The organism is Bacillus sp. BD48, from assembly GCF_046566805.1.
Lineage (GTDB): Bacteria > Bacillota > Bacilli > Bacillales > Bacillaceae > Bacillus > Bacillus safensis.
On sequence record NZ_JANGFM010000002.1, the window covers coordinates 572518 to 597980 of the forward strand.

Here is a 25463-nt window from a genome sequence, read left to right on the forward strand (position 1 = left end):
GAGGTCTCACACGCTTTTTTTAATGCTGTTTGTATTGCTTGAAATGAACAGGGGATTGAACAGGCTGTGGCTTTGACTGATGCCCGTAACTCTCTCTTACGATGTAAAGTGGTCGATCTTTTGCCTCGTCGTAGATTCGGCCGATGTATTCCCCGATCATTCCCAGCATAAAGAGGATAATACCGCTAAAGAACAGCTGTATGACAATTAATGAACTCCATCCTGTAATGGTGCTGTTTGTAAAAAGCTTTAAGTAAAGTACAAGAAACATTGAAATGAATCCGATAGCGGAAAGGGCAATTCCTGCTAAACTCGCTAGTTTCAAAGGTTTATAGGAAAAGGAAGTGATTCCATCCATCGAGAGCTTGAGCATCTTTTTGAGCGGGTATTTTGTTTCTCCTGCTAGACGTTCATCTCGAACGTACTCTACTGCAATTTGTTTGAAACCTACCCAGCTGACTAGGCCGCGAACAAATGGATTTTTTTCTCGTATTTTTCTCATTTCATGGCACACTCTATGATCCATTAACCTGAAGTCACCGGTGTCGATTGGGATATCTACTTCGGTGATTTGACGTAAAACGCGATAGAAAAGGGAAGCGGTTTGCTTTTTGAAAAAAGTTTCGCCTTTTCGTTTGGTGCGCACGGCGTATACGACTTCATAGCCTTCTTTCCATTTTGCGATCATCTCTAATATCAATTCAGGCGGATCTTGTAGGTCTGCATCTATCACGACGACAGCTTCTCCCTTTGCATAATCCATCCCAGCTGTAATTGCAATTTGGTGTCCAAAGTTACGCGAGAAATCAATGAGTCTTACATTCGGATCGTTTTTGGAATACCCTTTAATTAGTTCAGCTGTTCGATCCATACTACCGTCATTGACGAAGAGAAGCTCGTATGCTTCTCCCGTCGAATCCATGACTGTTTTCAGTCGCTGATAGGATTCGTGGATCACAAGTTCTTCATTATAGACTGGGACTACAATCGAATATCGTATGTTCTTTTCCATCAGTCATCGTTCCTCCCTTTTAATAGATGAATTAATCAACGGATAGTTCATAAAGAGTGCCGCTCTTCATTCCGCCCATTCGTCCATTTGACTGATCATTTTGTTCTGATTGTTGGCTGTCTGTTTGCTGGTTCGTTTTGGATGTAGAGCTGTTCTGCCATTTAGAAGCAGATATTTCTTTTCCATTTTTTTGAATCCAAGTGAGAATGTCAGAGCTGCCGCCTCTCATACCAGAAAGATAGAAGTATTTGATTTTGCCGTCTTTGACGAGCTGTTTGAATTCACTAAGCGTGAGAATGTTATCAGACCCACTAAATCCACCTAATGCCATAACAGCTTTTCCTGTTTTAATAATGTAAGGTGAAGCAGTGGTTGCATCTGTTGTTCCGAATAGGAATTCTTCTCCCGTATTGTTTTTCTCAAGATAGCTGATCAACTTTTCATTGACTTGTGAACTCATGCTGCCACTTGAAGTTGCAAGCTGAGGACCAGCCTCTGGAAGCATACTGTTTCCCCCATAAAGAAGAGGTGTGTTTGCCCAGTATAGTGGTGCAATCAGCATGCCAAGGATGGCGATGAGAGACACGAATTGTTTTAGTTTTTCTTTTCCTTTTATCAAAAGCAGAGAAAGGATTGTTCCAACACCAATGATACCGACTGCAATGCTTAGTCCAAGACCGATCGTGCTTGTAAAAGTGGATAGGATAAAGATTTCAAATGCTGTTGTGACGAATATCGCAATTGGAAGCAGCCGTTTTTTAAATCCAGTTCCTGTTTGAAACAATTGTGTCATAGAAACCCATCCTGCTCCTGCTAATACAGCAATTGGCGGTGCCAGCATGATCAAATAATAATGATGGAAAAATCCTGCTACACTGAAAAATGCAGCAACAGGAATAAGCCAAGCTAACCAAAATAGTGTTTCTTTTTGTTTTGTATTGAGACGTCTTCTTTCAAAGGCAGTCGAGAAGAAGATACCAATCGCACCGAAGATTGCAAATGGAAGCAGCCAGCTGATTTGATCGGACAGTTCCGATTGGAACAGACGTAACGGTCCCTTGGTTCCTGTACCAAACATGCCGGAGCCATTTCCCATTTTTCCGCCCCCGCCATTTGGCGGTCCATTACCATTACCGCCTGAAGGCATATCAGGTGGTGTTGTGCCGTCTGCACTGCTTGGTGGTCCTTGCATTGAAGGCTGTTTCTGGCTGGATGATTGGTTTGAATTGTCTGAGTTGTTTTGATTTCCATGAGATGGCGGCTGAGGCATGGTGGATGAATCATTGTCATTTTGATGATCACCCTGCTGTGAAGGTGGCTGCCCCTCCCCCTGATTTGTGCCGCCCCCCCAGCCAGACTGTTGACCAGTCAGCCGCTGGAGACCGTTGTAACCAAAGGCTAATTCTAATGCAGAATTCGATTCACTTGATCCGATATAAGGACGATTGTCTTTGGCAGTGAGATCAATCGCTATTGACCATGAAGCAGATACACCTAAAAGGACAATCATTGAAACGATCAGCGAGAGTAATTTTTTCTTCCATGTCGATCGGTAAGCAAGGATGTAAAAAAGAATGAGTGCGGGCACGATCATATAGGCTTGTAGCATCTTTGTATTAAAGCCGACGCCAATCATCGCAAACGAAGCAATCGCCCAAAGAACCTTTTGCTGTTTTACAGCCTTGAACATCATTCCTGTTGCTAGTAAAAGTATAAAGACGAGTAAGCTGTCAATATTATTTGTGCGAGATACAGCAACCGCAATAGGTGTACACGCCATGATAAGTGCCGCTAATCTTGCCGCTGCTTGGCCAAAAGTTGGTTTGACAAGACGATAGATCAGATAAACAGATCCAATGCCTGCTAAAGCTTGAGGCAAGATGACGCTCCATCCATGGAGACCAAAAATTTTGGCACTGATCGTTTGCAGCCAGAAGGTGAGCGGGGGTTTATCCACCGTGACATATCCTGCTGGATCAAATGAAGCAAAGAAGAAATTATGCCAGCTTTGCATCATACTTGTGACAGCCGCAGTATAATACGCATTCACCGTATCATCTTCCCAAATGTTATAAATGTTTAAGATGGCAGATAAGATCAATATGAAAAATAAATAAATATCAAATTTCTGAAAACGTCTGATCAAAAGCATGTCACTCCTTTTTCTTCACTTGAAAAAAGTGTAACAAGCAAATATGAATAAAATGTTAATAAAAAAAGACCATTTTTTTATTTTTTAGAAATAAAAACAGCTCTTGGTGAAAAGAGCTGTTCTAGTTGTAGACAAATCCTATGAATACTGAATTTATCAGATAAAGTAGAGATTCCAATGAGAGTAAAATATGTGAGTAGTAGTTATAGAGTAGGTGAGCTCTCATTGAATGAAGCATTGGGAAGTTGAATGATGGCTGTCGTACCAATGCCAGGCTCAGATTGAATGTCAAACGTTCCATGATGTTTTTTGATGATTTGATAAACAATAGCTAGTCCAAGACCAGAGCCGCCATCCTTTCTTGTTCGTGCTTTATTTACACGATAAAATCGCTTAGAAACATGAGGAAGATCTTCTTTTGGAATACCGTTGCCTTCGTCAGTCACTCTCAATTCAGCAACACTTTGGTGAACTTGTAATTCAATCGATATTGATTTTCCAGATGGCGTGTAATGAATGGCATTGTCCAGTAAATTACGTATCACTTGTTGGAGACGGTCGCTATCACCATAAACAATGCAATCCTCTTCAAGTTTACGTTTGAGAGTAATGTTTTTTTTGTCAGCGAAGAACGCCATTTGATCAAGAACATCGTGGATCAGCTGAGCAAAGACAATTGGCTCCGTCGTAAGTGGATAGGAGTCACCTTCTAACTGTGCAAGATCTAAAAGATCGTGTACAAGCCGGCTTAAACGTGTGGCCTCATCTTGGATGATTTGCATTCCCTTTTTTTGATCAATGATCCCTTCTTCAATTCCTTCTGCATAGCCTTTCATATAGCTTAAAGGTGTTCTAAGTTCGTGAGAGACATTCGCAAGAAATTCCCTGCGGTGCTGTTCAACTTTTTCGAGGGTTGAAGACAGTTTATTAAAGGAGCGGCTAAGCTGGTTTAACTCATCTCCTTTTTTGGTTACGGCCATTCGTTTTGAGAAATCACCTGATTCCATTTCCATTGCAATTTCTTTCATTTTATTAATTGTCTGCACTACTTTATTGGAGCTCTTATATCCGATCACGAATATCAGGAGCAGAATCATTAAGATGGATAGGCCAAGCGTCAATCTAATTTGGACAAAGGGTTCATATACATCTGATAAGGGCATGGAGAGGAAAATAGTTCCCGATAGATCATCATTGCTTGAGAAAACAGGGATGGCGATGCCAAGAATATCTTGGTGAAACTTTGGGTGTTCTCTAATTAACACGACGGTTTCACCTTGAAGGAGCTTTTGGCGTTCCTTGAACGTAATGAGATTACCATTTGTGTCCGTATCAAAAGGAAGTCCACTTGAAAGCTCCATTGGATCATCTGTAAAAATAATGTTCGCCTGACTTGAGTCATTTGCCCATTTCATTCTGTCGGTAAAATACTTGTCTTTCCCGTGTGTGTGATAGATTTCTGCCAGCTTCTTACCTTGCAAACTTAAGGAATCGATCTGTTTATCAATATATAAATGCTGGTATAAGTAAAAGGTAAGGGCAAGCGCTGAGGCTGCAACGATTCCGATCACCGCAAGGATTAAGAAGAGTACTTTCTTTTTAATCGATAATGGCTTCATTCTTCCTCCTCAAACTTATAGCCGACACCCCAAACGGTTTTAATATATCGTTCTGCTTCCTTTAACTTCAGTCGCAGCGTTTTGATATGTGTATCAACTGTTCTTAAAGAGCCGCTCGTTGAATGTGCTTCCCACAATTTTTGATAAAGGCGTTCTCGTGAAAACACTTGTCCTTGGTTGAGCAAAAGAAACATGAGTAAATCAAATTCTCTTCTTGTTAAATTAACGGGCTGTTGATGGAGGTAGACTTGTCTGCCATCTTGATCAATCTCCATGTCACCAATCTGTATTCGGCTGCGCTTTAGCGAAAGACCTCTAATTCGTCTCAGGGTTGTTTCAATTCTTGCTGCAAGCTCACGCAGACTGAAAGGCTTCATGATGTAGTCATCCGCTCCAATTTCAAGTCCTCTAATTCGGTCCTCCTCATAACTCCTCGCTGTTAAAAATAAAATCGGTATTTGAGATGTTTGTCGAATACGCTGACAGACCTCAAATCCATCCATGTCAGGCATCATGATATCTAATACAACAAGGTCAACTGATTCCATTTCAAGCTGATGCAAGGCATCCTTTCCATTATTCGCAGTGATAATGTGAAAGCCATGTCTCTTTAAAAAAGACCCGATTAACTCAAGCATATCAAGCTCATCATCTACGATTAAAATACGCATTTGTTCCTTCATTTCTTTTCCTCCAACACGATAGCATAAGGTCCTGATGGTACATTCAGTTGATTTTTCATGATAAGTGAGTGTTTATCAATGATGGATACTGAGTTGTCATCCAAGTTACTCACATAAATTGATGTCGTATCAGCGGTGATATAATTTGGATTTTGACCAGTTTCAACAGAAGCAAGCTGCTTATTTGTTTTGGTATCTACTTTGTATAGCGTATGATCTCCATGACATAGTACATATAAAGTAGAAGAATTTTTCTCTGAAAAAAATGCAACAGGCATAATGCCTAGCTTTATTTCTCGCTGTTTTTTGCCTGTTTTAGGGTCATAAGCAAAAATACTCTTATTTAAGGTACCTTGTTTACCATGGCCGCCTATCCAAATAGACTGTCCATCAAAATGAATCCCAGAAGGCCGATTAAGTACAGAGAACGTACGTATATTTTTTTCCTTTTCAATATCTATGACGGAGACAGTATGACTTTCTGCATTTAAAACAAATAAAATACCTGATGAAGAAAGAGTCATAGAAGAAGGTAATTTTCCGGTTTTCACAGTCGATTTTATTTTTTTACGCTCCGTATCAATAAAATAAACGACATTTTTCTGTGAGTTGGCAGCGATCAATGTATGAGAAGCTGCATCATATGTAAGGGAAGTCAGTCCTTTATCCACATCCATATAATCTGTTGCTGTCCCGTTTTTTAGATTAATTTCGATAAGGGATTCTCCCTCTTTACTTGTAGCGATGATGATGTCTTTATTGATTTGAATAAGATCAGTAAGTGGGTGCTTTAAATCCACAGAAGAGAGCATTTTATTTTTTTGTATATCAACTATTGAAAAGGAGGCTTTTTTTAATTGAGAGATGACAGCGATGGATTGAGAGCTGCCTGGCGGCGCAAATTGCCGTTCTTTTCCACAGCCTGTCAGGAATAAAAGTAGAGCTGATAAACAGATCAAAACATATTTCACACGTTCCATTCTTCCGCTCCTTTGCGTTCTCTATTTTCAAAATCATACCACAAAAATTGTGAAAAAAAATTGAAGTTATCTATGCTGAAGGAGATGAAAAAAGCTTTTAGGTGAGTGAGGGAGACAATTTGCACCTGAAGTTCCTTTTTTGTCTGGTCATATACCATTTTTTCTCCTTTAAAAGGTGATTTTCAGGATTTGATGAAGGCAATCACTATAGTTTACAGTGATACAAATGATGAAAACTCCCCGCTCTAAATAGACATAGAGCAAGGGAGTGATTAGGCGGAATGTTCAGATGATGGAGAGGTTGATTTTGTTTTTACGCGTTGAGATAAAAAGAAACCAAGAATGCCTGCACCCATTAATACAATAAATAAAGATTGAAAACCACTCATAATCCCAATCAATGTAGACGAAATGATACTGCCAAAATATCGAAAGGTAGAGAAAATACCAGATGCTGAACCAGATAAGCTTTGATCAACTGATGTTAAAGAAGCCATCTGCATACTGGTCATACCGATCCCTGATGAAATTCCACCTGCGACAAGTGTCACGATAAGCAGAGGTAAGGTAGGGTACTGACTCAGTGTGATTAACATGATGCCTGATAAAGTGAGGCAGAGAAATGAAAAGCGAATCATTTTTTTTGCGCCTTTTTTCGGATGGAGTCTTGCCCCTAACAAGCCGCTAATAGACATGCAAAGAGAAAATACTGACAGAATAATACCGCTTTGTGTATGAGAAAGTGCAAGTTGTTGTTCCATAAACAGCGGCATAATCAGAAGGATAGCATACATCACAAAATTACTTAGCATGATTGACAGGTTCGCATTTGTAAATGAACTGTTTTTAAAAAGTGACAAATCGATGATCGGATTCTTTACTTTCCGTACATGTTTAAAGAATAAAGGAATCACGATCAATGCTAGAATTCCATAGATCAAGTATTCATTTAGCAATTGGCTTTTTGTGCATAAAATGAGTGTGGCAATCCCGATGGTTAAGTACAATGAACCAATGATGTCTACACTTGCTTGTAAGCGTGTATGCTTTGTTTTCGGAATGAGGAATACGCCGGTAACAAGTGTAAGGAACAAGAATGGGATATTTACAAAGAATATTGAGTGCCAATCAAAACTCTGAATAAGAATCGAGCCAATAAAAGGTCCAAGTGCGGCACCAATACCAGCTCCAAACCCAAAGTATCCCATTGTTTTAGACAGTTTTTCGGGGGATACTGTTGCACGAATCAATGCAATGCTATTCGGTGTTAAAATAGCGCCGCCAGCTGCTTGAATGGAACGAAAAGAGATGAGAAAAGTTAGATTAGGTGCTAAAGCACATCCAATTGAGCCAATTAAAAAGAGCATGACCCCAATTAAATACATTCGCCGGTGTCCGTATATATCTCCTAACTTACCAGCAATAGGCTGAGTGACTGCCATGACAATAAGGTAAATCGTGACAACCCAAGTGATGTTTGCAAGGGATTGATCATAATAAGTTGATATAGATGATAGAGCGACTGCGATCATCGTGGAGTTGACTGGAACTAGTATAGCTCCAAGCAACAAAGAATAGATGATGAAACTCTCTTTTTTTAACCTCAATGTGTATACCACCTTTTGTAAAAAAGAAGAATTTCACCCTTTAAGCGGGAGAAATTCCTCTCATGAAAATGTGTGTGCATGTTTCAATAAAATCTTCTTTTTGTGTGAGAACAAGTTGAAAATCTTGCTCTAGCTGTTGAATGAAAAATCCGTAATACGTACTAATGAAGATGTCTGCATAAATGTCTTCTTTTCCTTTTAATACATGATGATGAGCACCCATCTTTTTGAAATATTGTATCAACATTTCTCTCAGTTCTTGAGGATATATCTTTTCATGATTCGTTAAATCCTTAAACATATCCGGTTCTCGCATGCTGATATAAATAAATTCTTTTTTGGAAGTCAAATCTTCAAGGAAATAGGTACCGAGAAACTTTAAATCGGTGTATAAATCGCCTTTGAACTCTGCTTCTAGGGTTTTTGTCGGTGTTGATTTCATTTTCATAATGGCAGCAATGATGCCGCGTTTGTTTTTAAAGTTGCGAAAAATAGTTGCTTCACTCACATTCGCTTTTGTCGCTATTTCTTTGGTTGTTGTTTTTTGATAGCCCTTTTCAGTTAATAAATCCATTGTTGCGCGAATGATTCGTTGATTTGTAGATTTTAACAAGCATACTCACCTCAGGTTATGAATGTGTTTGCAACAAAGTAAGTATACCGATAAAATCTATGACCGCCAATATCATCCAAAATGATAAATTTATGCACGCGAATGCTGCTTTAATATTTGAACGCGTCCATTGCTGCCATCTACTGTCACAAGGTCACCGGATTGGAGTGTTTCAGTTGCTATTCTAGTCCCTAAGACAGCTGGCATCATATACTCTCTTGCAATAATAGCTGAATGAGACAAAATGCCTCCAGCATCGGTGATGACTGCTTTTGCATCTCTAAATAAGCTCGTCCATAGAGGTGTGGTCGTTTTACAAACTAAAATATCACCCTTTTGGAATTGTGAGAATTCTTCAGCGCTAGTAATCACTTTTACTCTTCCGGAAACAATACCGCTGGATGCGCCAATTCCATGGATCACATCTTGTGTGTTGTTTTCATTTTCTCTTAATGAACCAAGCATTCTTTCGACTTGCTGTAATTCAGCTTCAGTTGGTGTGCCGGTGTAAGCTGGTGGTTGAATGGCTTCATTTTCTTTCATTTCCATTTTTCTTTGCTGGATAACCGAATAGAATGAGATAGACGTTGTGAGCGCTTTTTGTACCTCTTCATCATAGAGATTCCATATATCATCTTGATGAGGAATGGCTCCTTTTTGTGTAAGAAGTTCACCAATTTTTAATAGATATACCCGGGCTTTAGCGTCTAACATGGCATCAATGTAGAAATGGTGGTCATCTCGGATATTCGCTGCTTGAAGGGCAAATTGATACAGTGTCTCAAATTTTGTTTTAAACGACTCATCCTTCACTTGACTCATAAAATGTTTATACGTCTCTTGTCTTTTGATCACTGCTTTTGCAAATTCTTCATCAAAATCACATTGGGACTGAATGTTATTTCTAATGATATCTAATATATACTCAGGGTTCTCTATCCATGTTTCTTCCGTAAAGTCATGACTTTTAATAGATCGCCAGCCGTAAACTTGGAGAAATTCCTCCAATTTCGAAATGAAATGCTTTCCTTTTTCCGAGTGATTGAGTGCATATAACAGCTCTGGGTTCTTTTCATGATGAATAAATGCCTGATGAAGTTCTGGATCTTGAAGGACTTCCTTTGCTATATCAGATAAAACCTTGTCTGTTTCCAGAGATTTGTTCATCACGCCTATCATCATTTCATGAAGCAAGACGACTTGTGTTTGATCACCGGTATACGTGACAAGCATGTCTTCAATGATGGCTGATAGAATGACTTGCGGTATGACGATATCAAAATGATCATCATAAGCTTGGATATAAAAAGCCTTTAATTCTTCAAAACCAATGATGGCTTTTTCAATGGTCATAGGTTCATTTATTTGGCGATCGAGTTTTTCGTAAAATGGGAAGAAGTTTTCCTCTAGAATCTCATACATCCGATCACTTAAATGCGGAAATAATTCAAATATACGTTCATCAAAAACAGGTGCAGCTCCCTCTTCCACTTGTGGCAGGTCCGGTGCTGAGTATAGGTGGCCTCTGTAAAGCTTAATATCTTTGATGTTCAGATCCGGCACTTGATACTTTTCTCCACTTTTCTTCATCCCGCTTTTTAAGGCTGGTATGATCAGGCTTGAGAAAAGTGGGCTCGTTGGACCAGGCATATGATCGTCCATTGAAATCCAGAAATCTTGCAGCTCTTCTGGATGCATGAGAAAAGAAGCACCTGCTGTTTCATTTGCTGGTTTTGAGAGAGCTGTGGTAATCGGCCTTGCTTGAAGTAAATAAAACGACCCATTTGCTATACCAAATTCGATATCGACTCCATGTCCGTAAAGTGCCTCTACTTGTTTTGTGATTTGTGTAATTTCTACCAATTGATCATCGCTCAAGCAAAATTGATCAGCCATTTTTTCTGCTACTGGCTGTTCGATGACACCCTCTTGGTAAGGAACAATTTGCAGCTCTTTCGTCCCAAGTGTTTTTTCAATTAAAAAGTTCTCTTTATCTACAATAAACGTGTCTGGTGTCACAAGACCGGAGACAATGGCTTCTCCCAATCCGTAGCTTGCGGTCAGCATCATTTCATTTGTTTTCCCCGATACTGGATTCTCACTAAAGATGACACCGGAGACGTCAGAATGGATCAATCCTTGAACGACAACGGCCATGAGCGGCATCTCTTCCTCGTTTTTATTCATCTCTTCCTTATATTCTGTGACTCTTGCTGCAAAATAAGATGACCAGCATTCTTTGACTGCCTGTAAGAATTCTTCATTTGTTTTGATATTTAAATAGGTCTCGTACTGTCCTGCAAATGATGCGCCTTCGAGATCTTCAGCAACAGAAGAGGACCTGACTGCAACTGAGGGATAAGTCTTCCGCAATGATTGAAAGGACGAAAGCAGCTCTGCTTCCATTTGTGAAGGAAACGATGCTTCTTTGATTTTTTGAGCAAGGTTTTGTTCTGATGGCTGCAGATTGTGATATGAAAGAAAGCTTGCAAAGCTGTTGGTTTTGATAATAAATCCATCTGGGACTGGCAGGCCGTGATTGTTTAATTTGATTAAATTTAGGCCTTTTGCCCCTGCGAGTGCTGCTGATTCTTCAGCCGCATGAAATAAAACTGAATACATGGGAATGCCCCCTTATCCAAATAGCCAATGTTTGTATGTCTCTCTATTTTTTAAAATGATAGTGCGCACTATCATTTTAATCATAGGATTGATTGGTTGTTATTGTCAAAGACGGAAAGACCTATCTTTATAAAGGGGACAATCTCACTAATTTCCTTCTTCTTCTACACCAAAAGTCTCCGAACATGAAGAAAAAAGGCGAAATTGAAAACTGTGAATTGTTCAATATGCCAATCTTTACTATAATCAAGGAAGTAGACCATGAAGAGGGAGGGTTTTTGTGATTACAAAAGCCATATTTGCACTAGTTTTTCCTTTCTTGCTCGTTATTTTATTTTCAAAGGTTACTTATAATCATTACGTAGGCATTGCGTTAACAGCAGCGCTTTTATTTGCTTCGTACATGAAGGGCTATACAGAAACCTACTTTATTGTGGGATTAGATATTATTTCTTTAGTTGCTGGGGCTTTGTTTATGGCTAAGAAAGAAATTGAAAAGAGAGAAAAAGCTGAAAAAAATCAATGATGTCATCGGCATCAAGAGCATGATGGCTGAAAGCTGATATGTTTTAAACAAGAGCTGTGCTTACGATTTCTAGTAAGCGCAGCTTTCTTTTTCTGCTCATCGAATATCTCACTCCAAAATGTTCCATACTGAAAGGAAGGTTTTCTTAAGAGGGTTATTTGCCATGGGAGAGAGGGTATGACTGTATTGGAAATAAAAATCAAGTAAGAGCCGAACTTTAGTTCGTATTTTTGTGTTCTTTTATGATAATATATTCATTAGATAGATTTCGTAACGAAACGGAGGCTTTGATGTGAGTGACCGCTTTGAATTAGTTTCTAACTATCAGCCCCAAGGAGATCAGCCAAAGGCGATTGAAAAGCTTGTTGAGGGGATCCATCAGGGGAAACAGCATCAAACGCTGTTAGGTGCTACAGGTACGGGAAAGACCTTTACTGTCTCCAACCTGATTAAAGAAGTGAACAAACCGACACTTGTCATTGCGCATAATAAGACACTTGCTGGTCAGTTATACAGCGAATTTAAGGAATTTTTTCCGAATAACGCTGTTGAATATTTTGTAAGTTACTATGATTATTATCAGCCAGAGGCATATGTGCCTCAGACCGATACATTTATTGAGAAGGATGCCAGCATCAATGATGAGATTGATAAGCTGAGACACTCGGCTACGTCCTCGTTATTTGAGAGAAGAGATGTCATCATCATTGCCAGTGTGTCCTGTATTTATGGCTTAGGTTCGCCAGAGGAATATAGAGAGCTTGTACTGTCTTTGCGTACTGAAATGGAGATTGAACGCAATCAGCTTCTTCGTAAGCTGGTGGATATTCAGTATTCTCGTAATGATATAGATTTTCAGCGCGGAACCTTCCGAGTCCGAGGAGACGTCGTTGAGATTTTTCCTGCTTCACGAGATGAGCATTGTATCAGAGTGGAGTTTTTCGGTGATGAAATTGAACGTATTCGTGAAGTGGATGCGCTGACTGGAGAAATACTTGGTGATCGTGATCATGTGGCTATTTTCCCAGCATCTCACTTCGTCACAAGAGAAGAAAAAATGGAAAAAGCAATTATTAATATTGAACAAGAGCTTGAAGAACAGCTCGAAAAGCTTCGTGAAAATGGAAAATTGCTTGAAGCGCAGCGCCTTGAGCAGCGGACAAGATATGACCTTGAGATGATGAGAGAGATGGGCTTTTGTTCAGGAATCGAGAATTATTCAAGACATCTGACCTTGCGTCCTCCTGGTTCAACACCTTACACACTGCTTGATTATTTCCCAGATGATTTTATGATTGTTGTCGATGAGTCGCATGTGACGATTCCGCAAATCCGCGCCATGTACAACGGCGACCAAGCAAGAAAGCAAGTGTTGGTTGATCACGGATTCCGCCTGCCATCAGCACTTGATAACAGACCGCTCACCTTTCAAGAGTTTGAAAAGCATATCAACCATATTGTGCATGTATCAGCAACGCCTGGTCCGTACGAGCTTGAGAAAACACCAGAGGTTGTGGAACAAATTATCCGTCCAACAGGATTACTTGATCCAATTATTGAAGTGCGTCCGATTGAAGGACAAATTGATGACTTAATTGGAGAAATTCATGCACGAGTTGAGAAAAATGAGCGTGTGCTCGTGACCACGCTGACGAAGAAAATGTCTGAGGATCTCACAGATTACTTAAAAGAAATCGGAATCAAGGTGAATTACCTGCATTCAGAGATTAAGACCCTTGAGCGGATTGAGATTATCCGTGATCTGCGTCTCGGTAAATATGATGTGCTCGTTGGAATCAACCTTCTTCGTGAAGGACTGGATATTCCAGAGGTGTCGCTCGTGGCCATTTTAGATGCGGATAAAGAAGGCTTTTTGCGCTCTGAAAGATCCCTCATCCAGACAATTGGCCGTGCAGCGAGAAATGCAGAAGGCCGGGTCATTATGTATGCAGACAATATGACGAAATCGATGGACATTGCGATTCAAGAAACGAAACGAAGACGAGAACAGCAAGAAGCATATAACGAGAAATTCGGGATTACCCCGCAAACGATCCATAAGAAAATTCGAGATGTCATTAAGGCAACAAAGATACATGAGGATTCAGAAGAATACGAAACAAAAGCAGCACCAAAGCTTTCGAAAATGAGTAAAAAAGAACGAGAAAAAGTGATCGAAAAGGTCGAGATGGAAATGAAAGATGCAGCAAAAGCGCTTGATTTTGAAAAAGCAGCAGAATTAAGAGATTTATTGCTAGAGCTAAAAGCGGAAGGATGATTGCCTGATGGCTATGGAACGAATAGAGGTGAAAGGTGCTAGAGCCCACAACCTTAAAAATATTGATGTCAATATCCCGCGTGACCAGCTAGTGGTCATTACGGGGTTATCGGGTTCAGGAAAATCGTCGCTTGCCTTTGATACCATTTATGCAGAAGGTCAGCGCAGGTACGTTGAATCTCTTTCAGCGTATGCACGCCAATTTCTTGGGCAAATGGATAAACCGGATGTAGATGCCATTGAAGGTCTTTCTCCGGCGATTAGTATTGACCAGAAAACGACGAGCCGAAACCCCAGATCAACAGTTGGTACTGTCACTGAAATTTATGATTACTTGCGTCTTTTGTATGCTCGAGTCGGTAAACCTATTTGTCCAATACACGGGATCGAAATTACATCACAAACGATTGAGCAGATGACAGATCGTATTTTAGAATATCCAGAAAGAACAAAATTGCAAGTGCTTGCGCCAGTTGTATCTGGCCGCAAAGGAACACATGTGAAAGTACTTGATCAAATTCGTAAGCAGGGCTATGTGCGAGTGAGAGTCGATGGAGAGATGGAAGACCTTTCAGAAGATATCGAGCTTGAAAAGAACAAGAAGCATTCCATTGAAGTGGTCATTGATCGAATTGTGGTGAAGGAAGGCGTTGCTGCTCGGCTGTCTGACTCACTTGAAACTGCGCTGCGGTTAGGCGAAGGCCGAGTGATGATTGATGTGATTGGACAAGAAGAGCTGTTATTCAGCGAACATCATGCTTGTCCGCACTGCGGGTTCTCTATTGGTGAGCTTGAGCCGAGAATGTTTTCATTTAATAGCCCTTTTGGTGCCTGCCCGAGCTGTGATGGGCTCGGTTCAAAACTAGAAGTCGATCCTGAGCTTGTCATTCCTAATAAGGATCTGACTTTACGGCAGCATGCCATTGCACCATGGGAGCCGCAAAGCTCGCAATACTATCCGCAGCTTCTTGAAGCTGTGTGTACACATTATGGTATCGACATGGACATTCCAGTAAAAGATATCCCATCGCATTTATTTGATAAAATTTTATATGGAAGCGGATCTGAACGGATTTATTTTAAATACGAAAATGATTTTGGACAGGTACGTGAAAATGAAATTGAGTTTGAAGGCGTTCTTCGTAATATTGAACGGCGTTATAAGGAAACCAGCTCAGATTATATTCGTGAGCAAATGGAAAAATATATGGCTAATCAGCCATGTCCGACTTGTAAAGGATATCGTCTGAAAAAAGAAACGCTGGCGGTTCTCATCAATGGCAAGCATATCGGAGAAATCACCGATTTGTCTGTCTCTGATGCCCTTGATTTCTATGAAAAAATCGAGTTGTCTGAGAAAGATATGCAGATTGCCCAGCTCATTTTACGTGAAATCAAAGAGCGGTTGTCCTTCTTAAATAATGTGGGATTAGATTATCTGAATTTGAGCCGGTCGGCTGGCACACTATCAGGCGGAGAGGCGCAGCGAATTCGCCTGGCGACTCAAATCGGATCAAGGCTGACAGGTGTTCTTTATATATTAGATGAACCATCCATTGGTCTGCATCAGCGCGATAATGACCGTTTGATCGGGACGTTGAAAAACATGCGCGACATCGGGAACACACTGATTGTCGTGGAGCATGATGAAGATACCATGCTAGCCGCTGATTATTTAATAGATATTGGACCTGGAGCAGGAGTTCATGGAGGAGAAGTGATTTCAGCTGGAACGCCAGAAGAAGTCATGAAGGATTCGAAATCATTAACAGGACAATATTTATCTGGTGAGAAATTTATCCCGCTGCCAATTGAGAGAAGAAAGCCTGACGGCCGCTATATTGAGATAAAAGGTGCAAAAGAAAACAACCTGAAAAACGTGAATGCGAAGTTTCCTCTGGGCGTCTTTACAGCTGTGACCGGAGTATCCGGCTCAGGGAAAAGTACGCTTGTGAATGAAATTCTATTAAAATCACTTTCGCAAAAATTGCACAGAGCGAAGGCGAAGCCAGGGCAGCACAAAGAAATTAAAGGAATGGATCATTTAGATAAGGTCATTGATATTGATCAATCTCCAATTGGCCGTACACCAAGATCCAACCCTGCCACATATACAGGTGTCTTTGATGATGTGCGGGATGTGTTTGCACAAACCAACGAAGCAAAGGTACGAGGCTATAAAAAAGGAAGATTCAGTTTTAACGTCAAAGGCGGGCGCTGTGAGGCGTGTCGCGGGGATGGCATCATTAAAATTGAAATGCACTTTTTGCCAGATGTGTATGTGCCTTGTGAAGTGTGTCACGGGAAACGTTATAACCGCGAAACACTCGAGGTCACATATAAAGGAAAAAACATTGCTGATGTGCTTGAAATGACAGTGGAGGACGCACTCCAATTTTTCGAGAATATCCCGAAAATTAAGCGGAAGCTTCAAACGATTTATGATGTGGGGCTAGGATACATTACACTTGGACAGCCTGCAACGACATTGTCCGGAGGAGAGGCGCAGCGCGTGAAATTGGCATCTGAGCTTCACCGCCGTTCAAACGGAAGGTCTCTTTATATTTTGGACGAGCCGACAACAGGACTGCATGTGGATGATATAGCCCGTTTATTAAAAGTGCTTCAGCGTTTGGTTGAAAACGGAGATACGGTGTTGGTCATTGAGCACAACCTTGATATTATCAAGGCTGCTGATTACCTTGTTGATCTCGGACCTGAAGGCGGTGCAGGCGGCGGAACGATCATTGCTTCTGGCACTCCTGAGCACATTGCAAAAGAAGAAGCATCTTACACAGGTCAATACTTGAAGCCTATTTTAGAGCGTGACCGTAAACGCATGAAACAGTTGGTTAAAGAAACGGAAAGTGTCACTTCTTTATAAAGAAAACCCCTCGATAGGGACTGACCCCATAAGATGAGACAAATAAAAAACACCTTCAAGTTTGAAAATGGATCGTTGTGATCCGAAATAAAACATGGAGGTGTTTTTTCTATGGGGACAAGAGTGAGTTATCCGGTTGAAGTCAAACAGAAAGCTGTAGAAATGAGATTGGCAGGCGTATCAATGAAAGAGATCATGCAGGAATTGAATATCAAAAATAAAACGCAGGTTCAGACATGGGTGAGGTGGCATAAGGCTGGGGATACACACCGGTTCGAACAGCCTGTTGGAAAACAATATACCCATGGAAAGGGTCCTGAGTACTCTTCTGAATTAGAGAGACTGCGGGCAGAAAATCGCTATCTGAGTCAACAGAATGAAGTTTTAAAAAAGTACAACGAATTGGAAAGGAAGTTGATAAGGAAACGTCAATCAAACTGGTAGAAGAATTGTGCAAAAAGATGACAGTACAGGGCATCTGTGCCCATTTAGGCATCTCACGCGCTTCGTACTATAGATGGAAAAAGAATCTGACTCAGAATCATTCTAAAAGACAACTAGAGAAACAAATCGGCACGTTGTGCCGAGAACATAAGTATCGATATGGATACCGGAAAATTACAGCCATACTAAAAGCGAGAATGCGTATTAACCATAAAACTGTTCAACGTATCATGCAGAAAAACCAGTGGCAATGCCGGGTTAAAATGAAAAAGCGTAAGAAGAATGGGCAACCCTATGCCGTGGCTGGTAATATACTCGATCGGAACTTTCAGTCTGATCGCCCTCTTGAAAAACTAGTAACGGACATCACGTATTTGCCTTATGGACAGAAACAATTGTACCTTTCCAGTATATCGGATTTATATAATGGAGAAGTGATTGCTTTTACGATTGGCGATAAGCAGGACACAGACTTTATCTTAAACACACTTGATCAGCTCCCAGCACTGCCTGAGAACTGCGTGTTACATAGCGACCAAGGTTCTGTGTATACATCTTACGAGTATCAGAAAGCTGTTCATATAAAAGGCATTACCATGAGCATGTCCCGTAAAGGGACGCCCGCTGATAATGCCTCCATCGAATCGTTTCATTCCTCACTAAAGTCTGAAACGTTCTATCTTAACAGCATTGATCGAACTACGACCACCATCGTAGAACGCACTGTCAAAGAATACATTTATTATTATAACAACATTCGTATTCAAAAGAAACTAAACAACCAATCACCGATAAACTATCGGCAATTGGCTGTATAAAGGTGTTTTGATCCCTGTCTCAATAACGGGGGTCAGTCCCATAAGAGGGGTTTTCTTTTATTGCACATCTTCCTTCGGCATTAAATTACTGAGGTGCGTTAAATCCTTTAAAATATGGGTGCTGCTGCTGTCGAGCAGCACCTTTAAATAACGGATATCACCATACTTTGGATGAGACGGATGAATGGTCTCAAGCTCCTTGATCATATCGCTGTTCATGCTTTTCTGTTTCTGTATAAGGTCTAAAAGCGTTTGAGCCGTTTGTTTTGAATTATGATGATCTGTCAAAATAATTACCCCCTATATTGATAATCACCATCTTTTCAACATATTTTAAAGGGTAATCTGTGAAGAATCTACTCTTAGGTGTAAAAAGAAATAATTTGTGTCTAAGGTCATATGTAAATCGAATGATTTTGAAACTTTTTATACGCAATAAACGTATGAGTTAGAAAGGAATTTTCGTTATGAAGGAGCGAATATATATGAATAGAGATCAGTCGATTATTGCTTCTATTTGTTACTTTAGTGTATTTTTTATGCCGTTTATCGTACCGATCGTGGCGTTTTTTGTAGTAGATCAAAAGGAAACGAAGCGGCACGCGATGCGGGCATTATGGTCACATCTTTTGCCAGTCGCGGCGTGCATTCTATTGGTTTTTGGGTCTATCCCATTTTTATTGGCGACACAGGCAGGCGACTCGCTCATTCCAGTCATGACGGTGTTCATCTTGTCTTTTTTAGTAGTCATTGGCTTTTTGATCTCTGTCATTTGGAATATCATTCAAGGTATTAAAGTACTTCAATCCATCAAATCTTAGGAGGGCTTTGTATGAATGAAAAAGAACGAATTTTAAAATTAGTAGAAGACGGGATATTATCAGCAAAAGAAGCAATTACGCTGCTGGAAAAACTAGAAGAAAGTCAGTCAGTCTCATTAGAAAAATCTACAGCTGAGCACACCTTTCATGAAGAAAAAGCTGGAGCAGAGAGCAAAGGAAACGGCACCGAAAATCTTGGGGCAAAGCTGTTTGGCTGGTTAGATTCTGCGGTGAAAAAGGTAAAAGACGTGGATCTTGATTTGAACTTTGGACAGTCCGTTGATGTTGAGCACATTTTTCAGTTCAAAGATGCATCGCTTTCTCATTTAGATATTCAATTGGCGAACGGCAGCCTCAACGTGATGCCTTGGGACGATCGAGATATTCGAGCTGAGTGCCATGCGAAAATCTACCGTGCAGAGGATGGCGAGCAGGCAAGACAGCAATTTCTCAATCAATTGGACTGCGGTCTTGAAGGAGATAAATTTTTTATTCGAACCGAAAAGAAGACGATGAAAGTCAATGTTACTTTATACGTACCGCGTATCCAATACGATAAGATCAAGGTCAAGCTGTTTAATGGGCCGATTCGCGGGGAAAAGCTAAAGACAAAAGAACTTGCCGCGAAAACCACAAATGGGGTTGTCTCTTTTGCTTCGTTACAGGCAGAAAAAGTTGGAATTGAAACTGCAAACGGACAAATTAAACTGGCAGATCACGAGTGTGGTATGATTGAAGTAGAAACCATCAATGGGCTCATAGACCTGCGCGGGAAAAGTGAATCAATTGATGCCCAAAGCTTTAACGGAAATATTGCAGTTCAGCTGTCAGATGAAAAGTGCCGTTCCATCTATACGAAAACGACAACAGGCAGTGTGGACGTTCAAATCCCGCGTGCTTGTGCAGTAACTGCTGAGCTGAAAAGCAATCTCGGTTCTATCTCTCACGATTTACTTGATGCAGAGATGATTAAAGAAAAAAATGAAACATTACAAAAAGAGAAAATGATCAAAGCCAATCAACAAGCGGCGCACAGTATATCCATTTTTGCAGAAACAAAAACAGGCTCAATACAAGTAAAGCACCAATCAGACAAGGAGTGATTCTACATGAAGAAGCTTTATCGTTCAGCAACAGATAAAAAAATAGCGGGTGTTGTTGGTGGACTTGCGGAATACTTAAGCGTGGATGCATCCCTGCTTCGCATTTTAACCGTCATCATCGGATTTTTGACAGCATTTATGCCGATCTTCCTGATCTACTTCATCTGGTATTTTGTTGTTCCGGAAGAAGGCACTAAATAAATGTTTAGATGGATCGTCAGTATTTTAGTAAATGCATTACTTTTAATCGTCATTGCGGGATATTTTGATTCGGGCATTCTGCCTGGGCTTGGAAGCGTGTATATCGAAGGGTTTGGCGCAGCCATTGTGGCAAGTATCATTTTGTCCTTGCTCAATATTTTAGTGAAGCCGTTTTTGATCATTTTAACGCTTCCAGTGACCGTCCTTTCACTTGGATTGTTCTTATTTGTCATCAATGCGATTACACTCATGATGACATCGAGCTTTATGGGAGATAGCTTTAACATTGATGGATTCGGAACGGCCATTTGGATGGCTGTCATTTTATCCATTTTCCATCTGTTGATACAAAAAGGAATTGTAGAGCCGTTAGCGAAAAAAAGCTAACGGTTTTTTTGTGCAAATTTGTATCGTTTCTCCGTTCCATCTGACATAAAAACCACCTTCAGGAGACACAATATCCGAAGGGAGGCGGTGTAAGATGGTGAACGTGAGCAGACAAATCATGCTTTTATGTTTTTTTATCATTCTTTTTTGTTTCAGCCAGCCTGCTTCAGCAGGGCCTTTTCTTCAAACAGAAGTGAATGTACCGGACAAGCCTTTTTCTCCTTTTATCTTTGACCAATTTCATGTGGACGTCCGCCCGGTTCAAGGAAAAAGCCATGATCTTCAGTTTCGTGCGTCCATTAGTGATCAAGAACAGATTTTGTCTGCGAACTTGTACTATAAACAAAGTGATGAACTGGGGTACCGCTTGATTCCAATGGAACGGCTGCCAGGAATGAAGCCAGAATTTACAGCGAAAATTCCGCCAGATCAATTATGGAATCCAACCGTTCGTTACTATACAGAGTTCCTTACGCAAAAATCAGTGATCAAAACGGCTGAGAAATCGGTTCATTTAAATGGGTTTGAAGAGGATCTTTCGCATATTCCGGACTTATTCATCACAGAAATTGTCGTCAATTCAAAAAACCGAAAAGGCAAAGATGCTTTTGAGTTTATCGAAGTGTATAACACGACACATGCGCCTATCTCTCTTAAACATTATCAGCTCCGCTACCGCAATCCTGCACAGGGCATCGAAATGGATGACGTATATTCCTTCCACTCAAATCCAGTCACCATTTCACCGGGAAAACCTTATGTGTTCTGGCTGAGAAAAAAAGGGCAGGAGCATTTAACTGCAGCGGACTTTAATGCCATGTACAAAAGCCAATTAAAAGAGGGCGAGCATTTATCCATTATCGAGAGCAAAGGGCTGTCCAACTCTAAATCTCGTCTTGTTTCAATCACAACAAATATAGGTGAAGAGATTTCTTCTGCCGCATTTCGTTTGAAGCCATCATGGTTTAGCGAGCATAAATCCTTGCTGTTTAAGTATCCAATGGATGGTACCACGCAGACGAAGCTGATTTCGAAAATTGAGGAAGAACCCACTCCAGGTAAAGTGCTAAAAGCACAAATTCCATCTGAGAAAAAGGAAATTTCTCAAGATATCCATAAACCTGTGATTGAAGATATGACAGTGAGGAAGCCAGTGAAACCAACTGAAAGCGTAGAGATTAAAGCTGATGTCCAAGATGATCAGGCTGTGAAAACCGTCAAGCTGCGCTATCGAACGAATCGAAAAGATGCGTTCAAGGAAATACTGCTGCAAAAAGACCATAATGACCGATTATTTCATCATATTATTTATTCACCTGAGTTGATTGGGAAAGAACAATTGGAATATCAGCTTGAAGCGTCAGACGGCGAAAATGAAGCCAAGACGTTGAAAAAAACGATTGATGTGGAGCAGGTCAGCAAAGCCCACGGTCTAAGATTCAATGTAGAAGAGGGAGATACGGTTTCAGGGTTATTTTCATTAAAGGCAACGTCTGATCAGAAAAAAAGCATCGAATTAAGGATAGATGGAAAACGTAATCAGCAAGTATCCTCTGCCCTTGAAGCAGATCCATATATCGCATTTGAAGTCAAAGGAACAAATTTATATTTTAAAAATGGTGTGTCTATAGGTAAGCGTTTACTTTCTATTTTTGATGATTCGACTAAAGTGTATCGTACCTATACAATGCCAATACCCGAAGAAGAGATAAAAAGGGCAGGTCTCCAAACGATCTCTTTCCACGCTGGCACGAAGTCTTCTCCGATGGACCGGCTGCCTGGAGAGAATCATGATGATTTTGAATTGAAAAACGTCAGGATGATCTTATCGAATGGAACACAAATTCCGCCAATCAATGCGAAGCCGCAAAAAGAATGGAGAATGGGAGACAGCGGGAACGCAAAAAAGGTGAGAACGTTTCAATTTGAGATTCCAAAAGAGGCTTATGTTTCAACCTATATGAAATGGGACACAAGAAGGCTGAAAGAAGGGCCGCACCTAATTGAGGCCAAAACCTCAGACGAGCATGCTTCAGTACGTGTGAAAGTTGATAACACTGGGCCGAGAATTAAGACCAACGTACAAGCAAAGGATCAATATAAAGGCGCCTTTACATTAAAAGCAAAAGTAACGGATCGCTTTAGTGACATAGAGGAGTTGAAGGCATATGTAGATGGCAAACCAGTTTCTTTGCCATATCAGACGTCCTCTAGTGAATTAAAGCCTGGGAAGCACACGTTGACAATCAAAGCAAAGGACGCTGCCGGGAACATGTCGACGTTGAAAAAAGAGTTCAAGACGGTACATGAGCATCCTGAAACACCAGAACGGGTCGCAGATAAGACGAAAATGAAATCATCAAAGCAAACTGTGCTAACCAAGGATCCAACGAATGATAAGTTAGATTACTCTTTTTATCGTGCCTATCAATATACATCGCTGCATCCTTCAATGAAAATTTTTAAGTATGCAGCAGAGACAGAACCGCCAAAGAGTTATCTCCAAAAAGGAGAAATGATCTTTTCTGATCAAGAAAGGAACCGTATTGCATTTGTTGATGGGAAGGCAGTTGAAACGAAGGATTTACAGCGCTTTCCTTATCACCGTTTTCAAATTAAGGTTCATCATGATGTACGTGAAAAGGATGTCGTAGAAGCTGTATGGAAAGGGAGTTCACTGTCAGGTAGAAAGGTGACAATGTACGCATGGAATCACCAGCAGGAAGAGTGGGATAAAATCACTCATCACTTTGCCAAGGATTCAAAGGAATTTTACCTGAAAGGGCTGCTGTCAGTGAGACAGTACATGAAGAATCAAACGTTTGATTTGCTAGTACAGGATGAAATCAGCAAATCGCAAAAGCCATATAAGATGGTATGGATGTCTGACACTCAATATTATGCAAAGAGCTACCCTCATATCTTTAAACAAATGGTCGAATGGATCAGAGATCAGAGGGAAAAATTAAACATTCAATATGTGTTCCATACAGGCGATATTGTGGATGATTCAAAGGATAAGCAATGGCAGCGAGCTGATACATTTATGCGAGTATTAGATGAGAATCACATCCCTTATGGTGTTTTAGCAGGAAATCATGATGTTAGACACAAGGACGGTGTTTATGCGGAATACGGGAAATATTTCGGGGAAAAACGCTTTGCTGATAAGCCTTACTATGGTGAATCCTATCGAAACAATAAAGGTCATTATGATCTCATCTCTGCCGGCGGTAATGATTATATGATGGTGTACATGGGCTGGGGAATTAAGCAAGATGAAATTGATTGGTTAAACCGTGTAATTTCTGAGCATCCAGATCGTATCGTCATTTTAAATTTCCATGAGTATTTGTTAGTGAGCGGCAACCGAAGCCCGATTGGTGACCTCATCTTCCACCAAGTGGTGAAACGCCATCCTAATATTGTGGCCGTATTTAGCGGTCATTACCATGGAGCAAGCAGGAAAGTAGATGAGCTTGATGATGACCATGATGGAAAAGTAGACAGGAAAGTATATCAAATACTCGCCGATTATCAGTCAGGACCTGAAGGTGGTCAGGGGTTTATGAGGGTGATAACAGCCGATCAAGAAAAAAATCAGCTTCACTTTACGACATACTCTCCTTACTTGAATCAAGAGCATTTTTATGATCCTAAAACGTATGGAGATCAAGATGAATTTTCAATCGATGTGGATTTGACACCGAAAATGAAATCTGTCAAAACCAATTATTTTGAACTCAATGTGTATACGAATGTTCTTCTAGGAGAGGCGCGAGGTATAAAAAGCGGCAAAAAAGCGAGCTTTGAGTGGAAGGGCTTAAAGCCAAATGAAGATTATTATTGGTACACTGTAGCAAAAGATCGTTTTCAAGGAAAAGCCATCTCACCTATATGGAAAATTCATACAAAAGATGATGATGAAACAAAATTTCTTAGGAAATAAAAAACAGTGCTCCGTGTCAGGGGCACTGTTTATCTTTCCATTGTATGAATGAGCTTGTAACGATCCCCTCTATAAACAGAAACGACATACTCAAATGGAATGTCTTGTTGAAAAAAAGTCGTTCTTGTTATTGACAGCACAGGATCGCCTGTTGAAATAGACAGCAAGTTTGCTTCTTCCTTTGAGGCAACATTGGCTTCAAGTTCCTGTTTTGCATGGGCAATGACATGGCCAGTGTGAGTTTCTATATATTCATATAAAGAGCCAGTTAAATGTTTCTTTGTTAAATCTCCGGCAAATCTTTCAGGTATATAGCTCGTTTCAATCGCCATCGGTTCATCATTTGCAAGGCGTATCCGTTTGAGCTCAAATACAGCATCACTATTAGACAGCTGTAAGACTGGCAGCAAGTGCTCTGGACATGCGGTTTTTTTGAAGTCAATCAGCTGGCTTGATGCTTTGAGTCCACGCTGGCGCATATCCTCTGAAAAGCTTGTTAAGCCTTGAAGCGGCTGTTCAAACTTTTTTCGGCTAATAAAGGTGCCTTTTCCTTTTTGTCGATACAAATATCCTTCGTTCACAAGATTCGATAAGGCTTGTCTGACAGTCATTCGGCTAATACCAAAGCGTTCGGCATATTCTCTTTCAGAAGGAATGAGTGTATCAGGTGCTAATGTTCCATCCTCAATCTGTTTTTTCAGGTTCTCCATAATCTGATGGTACATCGGAATAGGTGACTGCTTATCAATAAACATGTGAAAATC

19 protein-coding genes are annotated in these 25463 nt (G+C 40.5%); 9 read left to right on the forward strand and 10 right to left on the reverse strand.

Features of this window, described 5'->3' with window-relative positions; genetic code table 11:
- Positions 1-19: 19 nt before the first annotated feature.
- From ACLGGR_RS07865 to ACLGGR_RS07900, 8 genes are all read right to left on the reverse strand, one after another.
- Positions 20-1012, reverse strand: a complete 993-nt coding sequence (locus ACLGGR_RS07865; RefSeq protein WP_251215977.1) for a glycosyltransferase family 2 protein — start codon at positions 1010-1012, stop codon at positions 20-22.
- A gap of 31 nt (positions 1013-1043) precedes the next feature.
- Positions 1044-3158 (reverse strand): ArnT family glycosyltransferase, encoded by a 2115-nt coding sequence (locus tag ACLGGR_RS07870; protein WP_251215976.1) that lies wholly within the window; start codon positions 3156-3158, stop codon positions 1044-1046.
- A gap of 209 nt (positions 3159-3367) precedes the next feature.
- Positions 3368-4783, reverse strand: coding sequence for a HAMP domain-containing sensor histidine kinase (locus ACLGGR_RS07875; RefSeq protein WP_410972836.1), 1416 nt, complete (start codon positions 4781-4783; stop codon positions 3368-3370).
- The gene (locus ACLGGR_RS07880; protein ID WP_251215974.1) at positions 4780-5466 is read right to left on the reverse strand and encodes a response regulator transcription factor; all 687 of its coding nucleotides are present in this window, start codon (positions 5464-5466) and stop codon (positions 4780-4782) included. Before ACLGGR_RS07880 ends, ACLGGR_RS07875 begins: the two co-directional genes overlap by 4 nt.
- Positions 5463-6446, reverse strand: a complete 984-nt coding sequence (locus ACLGGR_RS07885) for a YncE family protein (RefSeq protein WP_410972837.1) — start codon at positions 6444-6446, stop codon at positions 5463-5465. The genes ACLGGR_RS07880 and ACLGGR_RS07885 overlap by 4 nt, the downstream gene beginning before the upstream one ends.
- 272 nt (positions 6447-6718) lie before the next feature.
- The gene (locus ACLGGR_RS07890) at positions 6719-8053 is read right to left on the reverse strand and encodes an MFS transporter (RefSeq protein ID WP_410972838.1); all 1335 of its coding nucleotides are present in this window, start codon (positions 8051-8053) and stop codon (positions 6719-6721) included.
- Positions 8054-8093: 40 nt separating this feature from the next.
- A complete protein-coding gene (locus ACLGGR_RS07895; RefSeq protein WP_251215971.1) occupies positions 8094-8666 on the reverse strand; it encodes a TetR/AcrR family transcriptional regulator in 573 nt (190 codons plus the stop codon).
- A 90-nt stretch (positions 8667-8756) separates the two neighbouring features.
- Entirely contained in the window at positions 8757-11288 is a 2532-nt protein-coding gene (locus ACLGGR_RS07900; RefSeq protein WP_410972839.1) for a PEP/pyruvate-binding domain-containing protein, read from the reverse strand.
- Between the two features lie 280 nt (positions 11289-11568).
- On the opposite strand from ACLGGR_RS07900, the gene ACLGGR_RS07905 reads away from it, so the two are divergent.
- The 4 genes from ACLGGR_RS07905 to ACLGGR_RS07920 all read left to right on the forward strand — a co-directional run bounded on the left by ACLGGR_RS07905 (position 11569) and on the right by ACLGGR_RS07920 (position 18238).
- On the forward strand, positions 11569-11814 hold the full coding sequence (locus ACLGGR_RS07905) for a CsbA family protein (RefSeq protein WP_034281059.1): 246 nt from the start codon (positions 11569-11571) through the stop codon (positions 11812-11814).
- A gap of 292 nt (positions 11815-12106) precedes the next feature.
- Positions 12107-14092, forward strand: coding sequence for an excinuclease ABC subunit UvrB (uvrB, locus tag ACLGGR_RS07910; protein ID WP_142945290.1), 1986 nt, complete (start codon positions 12107-12109; stop codon positions 14090-14092).
- A 7-nt stretch (positions 14093-14099) separates the two neighbouring features.
- The gene (gene uvrA, locus ACLGGR_RS07915) at positions 14100-16976 is read left to right on the forward strand and encodes an excinuclease ABC subunit UvrA (RefSeq protein WP_410972840.1); all 2877 of its coding nucleotides are present in this window, start codon (positions 14100-14102) and stop codon (positions 16974-16976) included.
- Between the two features lie 111 nt (positions 16977-17087).
- Positions 17088-18238 (forward strand): IS3 family transposase gene (locus ACLGGR_RS07920; protein WP_410972841.1). Its coding sequence is split into 2 segments (ribosomal slippage): positions 17088-17361 and positions 17361-18238, totalling 1152 coding nucleotides; the frame shifts between segments, so codons are not numbered across the junction.
- A gap of 57 nt (positions 18239-18295) precedes the next feature.
- Here the strand turns inward: ACLGGR_RS07920 and ACLGGR_RS07925 are convergent.
- On the reverse strand, positions 18296-18526 hold the full coding sequence (locus ACLGGR_RS07925; RefSeq protein ID WP_048237529.1) for a hypothetical protein: 231 nt from the start codon (positions 18524-18526) through the stop codon (positions 18296-18298).
- 197 nt (positions 18527-18723) lie between these two features.
- On the opposite strand from ACLGGR_RS07925, the gene ACLGGR_RS07930 reads away from it, so the two are divergent.
- From ACLGGR_RS07930 to ACLGGR_RS07950, 5 genes are all read left to right on the forward strand, one after another.
- Positions 18724-19059 (forward strand): DUF4870 domain-containing protein, encoded by a 336-nt coding sequence (locus tag ACLGGR_RS07930; RefSeq protein ID WP_095409647.1) that lies wholly within the window; start codon positions 18724-18726, stop codon positions 19057-19059.
- 11 nt (positions 19060-19070) lie between these two features.
- On the forward strand, positions 19071-20162 hold the full coding sequence (locus ACLGGR_RS07935; protein ID WP_142945288.1) for a DUF4097 family beta strand repeat-containing protein: 1092 nt from the start codon (positions 19071-19073) through the stop codon (positions 20160-20162).
- A 6-nt stretch (positions 20163-20168) separates the two neighbouring features.
- The gene (locus ACLGGR_RS07940; RefSeq protein WP_024423578.1) at positions 20169-20363 is read left to right on the forward strand and encodes a PspC domain-containing protein; all 195 of its coding nucleotides are present in this window, start codon (positions 20169-20171) and stop codon (positions 20361-20363) included.
- Positions 20364-20750: a phage holin family protein gene (locus tag ACLGGR_RS07945; RefSeq protein WP_142945287.1), complete on the forward strand. Its 387-nt coding sequence runs from the start codon at positions 20364-20366 to the stop codon at positions 20748-20750.
- A 94-nt stretch (positions 20751-20844) separates the two neighbouring features.
- Complete coding sequence (locus tag ACLGGR_RS07950) at positions 20845-24699, forward strand: lamin tail domain-containing metallophosphoesterase family protein (RefSeq protein WP_410972842.1); 3855 nt, start codon at positions 20845-20847, stop codon at positions 24697-24699.
- A gap of 29 nt (positions 24700-24728) precedes the next feature.
- Here the strand turns inward: ACLGGR_RS07950 and ACLGGR_RS07955 are convergent, their stop codons facing one another.
- Positions 24729-25454, reverse strand: coding sequence for a GntR family transcriptional regulator (locus ACLGGR_RS07955; RefSeq protein ID WP_410972843.1), 726 nt, complete (start codon positions 25452-25454; stop codon positions 24729-24731).
- Positions 25455-25463 lie beyond the last annotated feature (9 nt).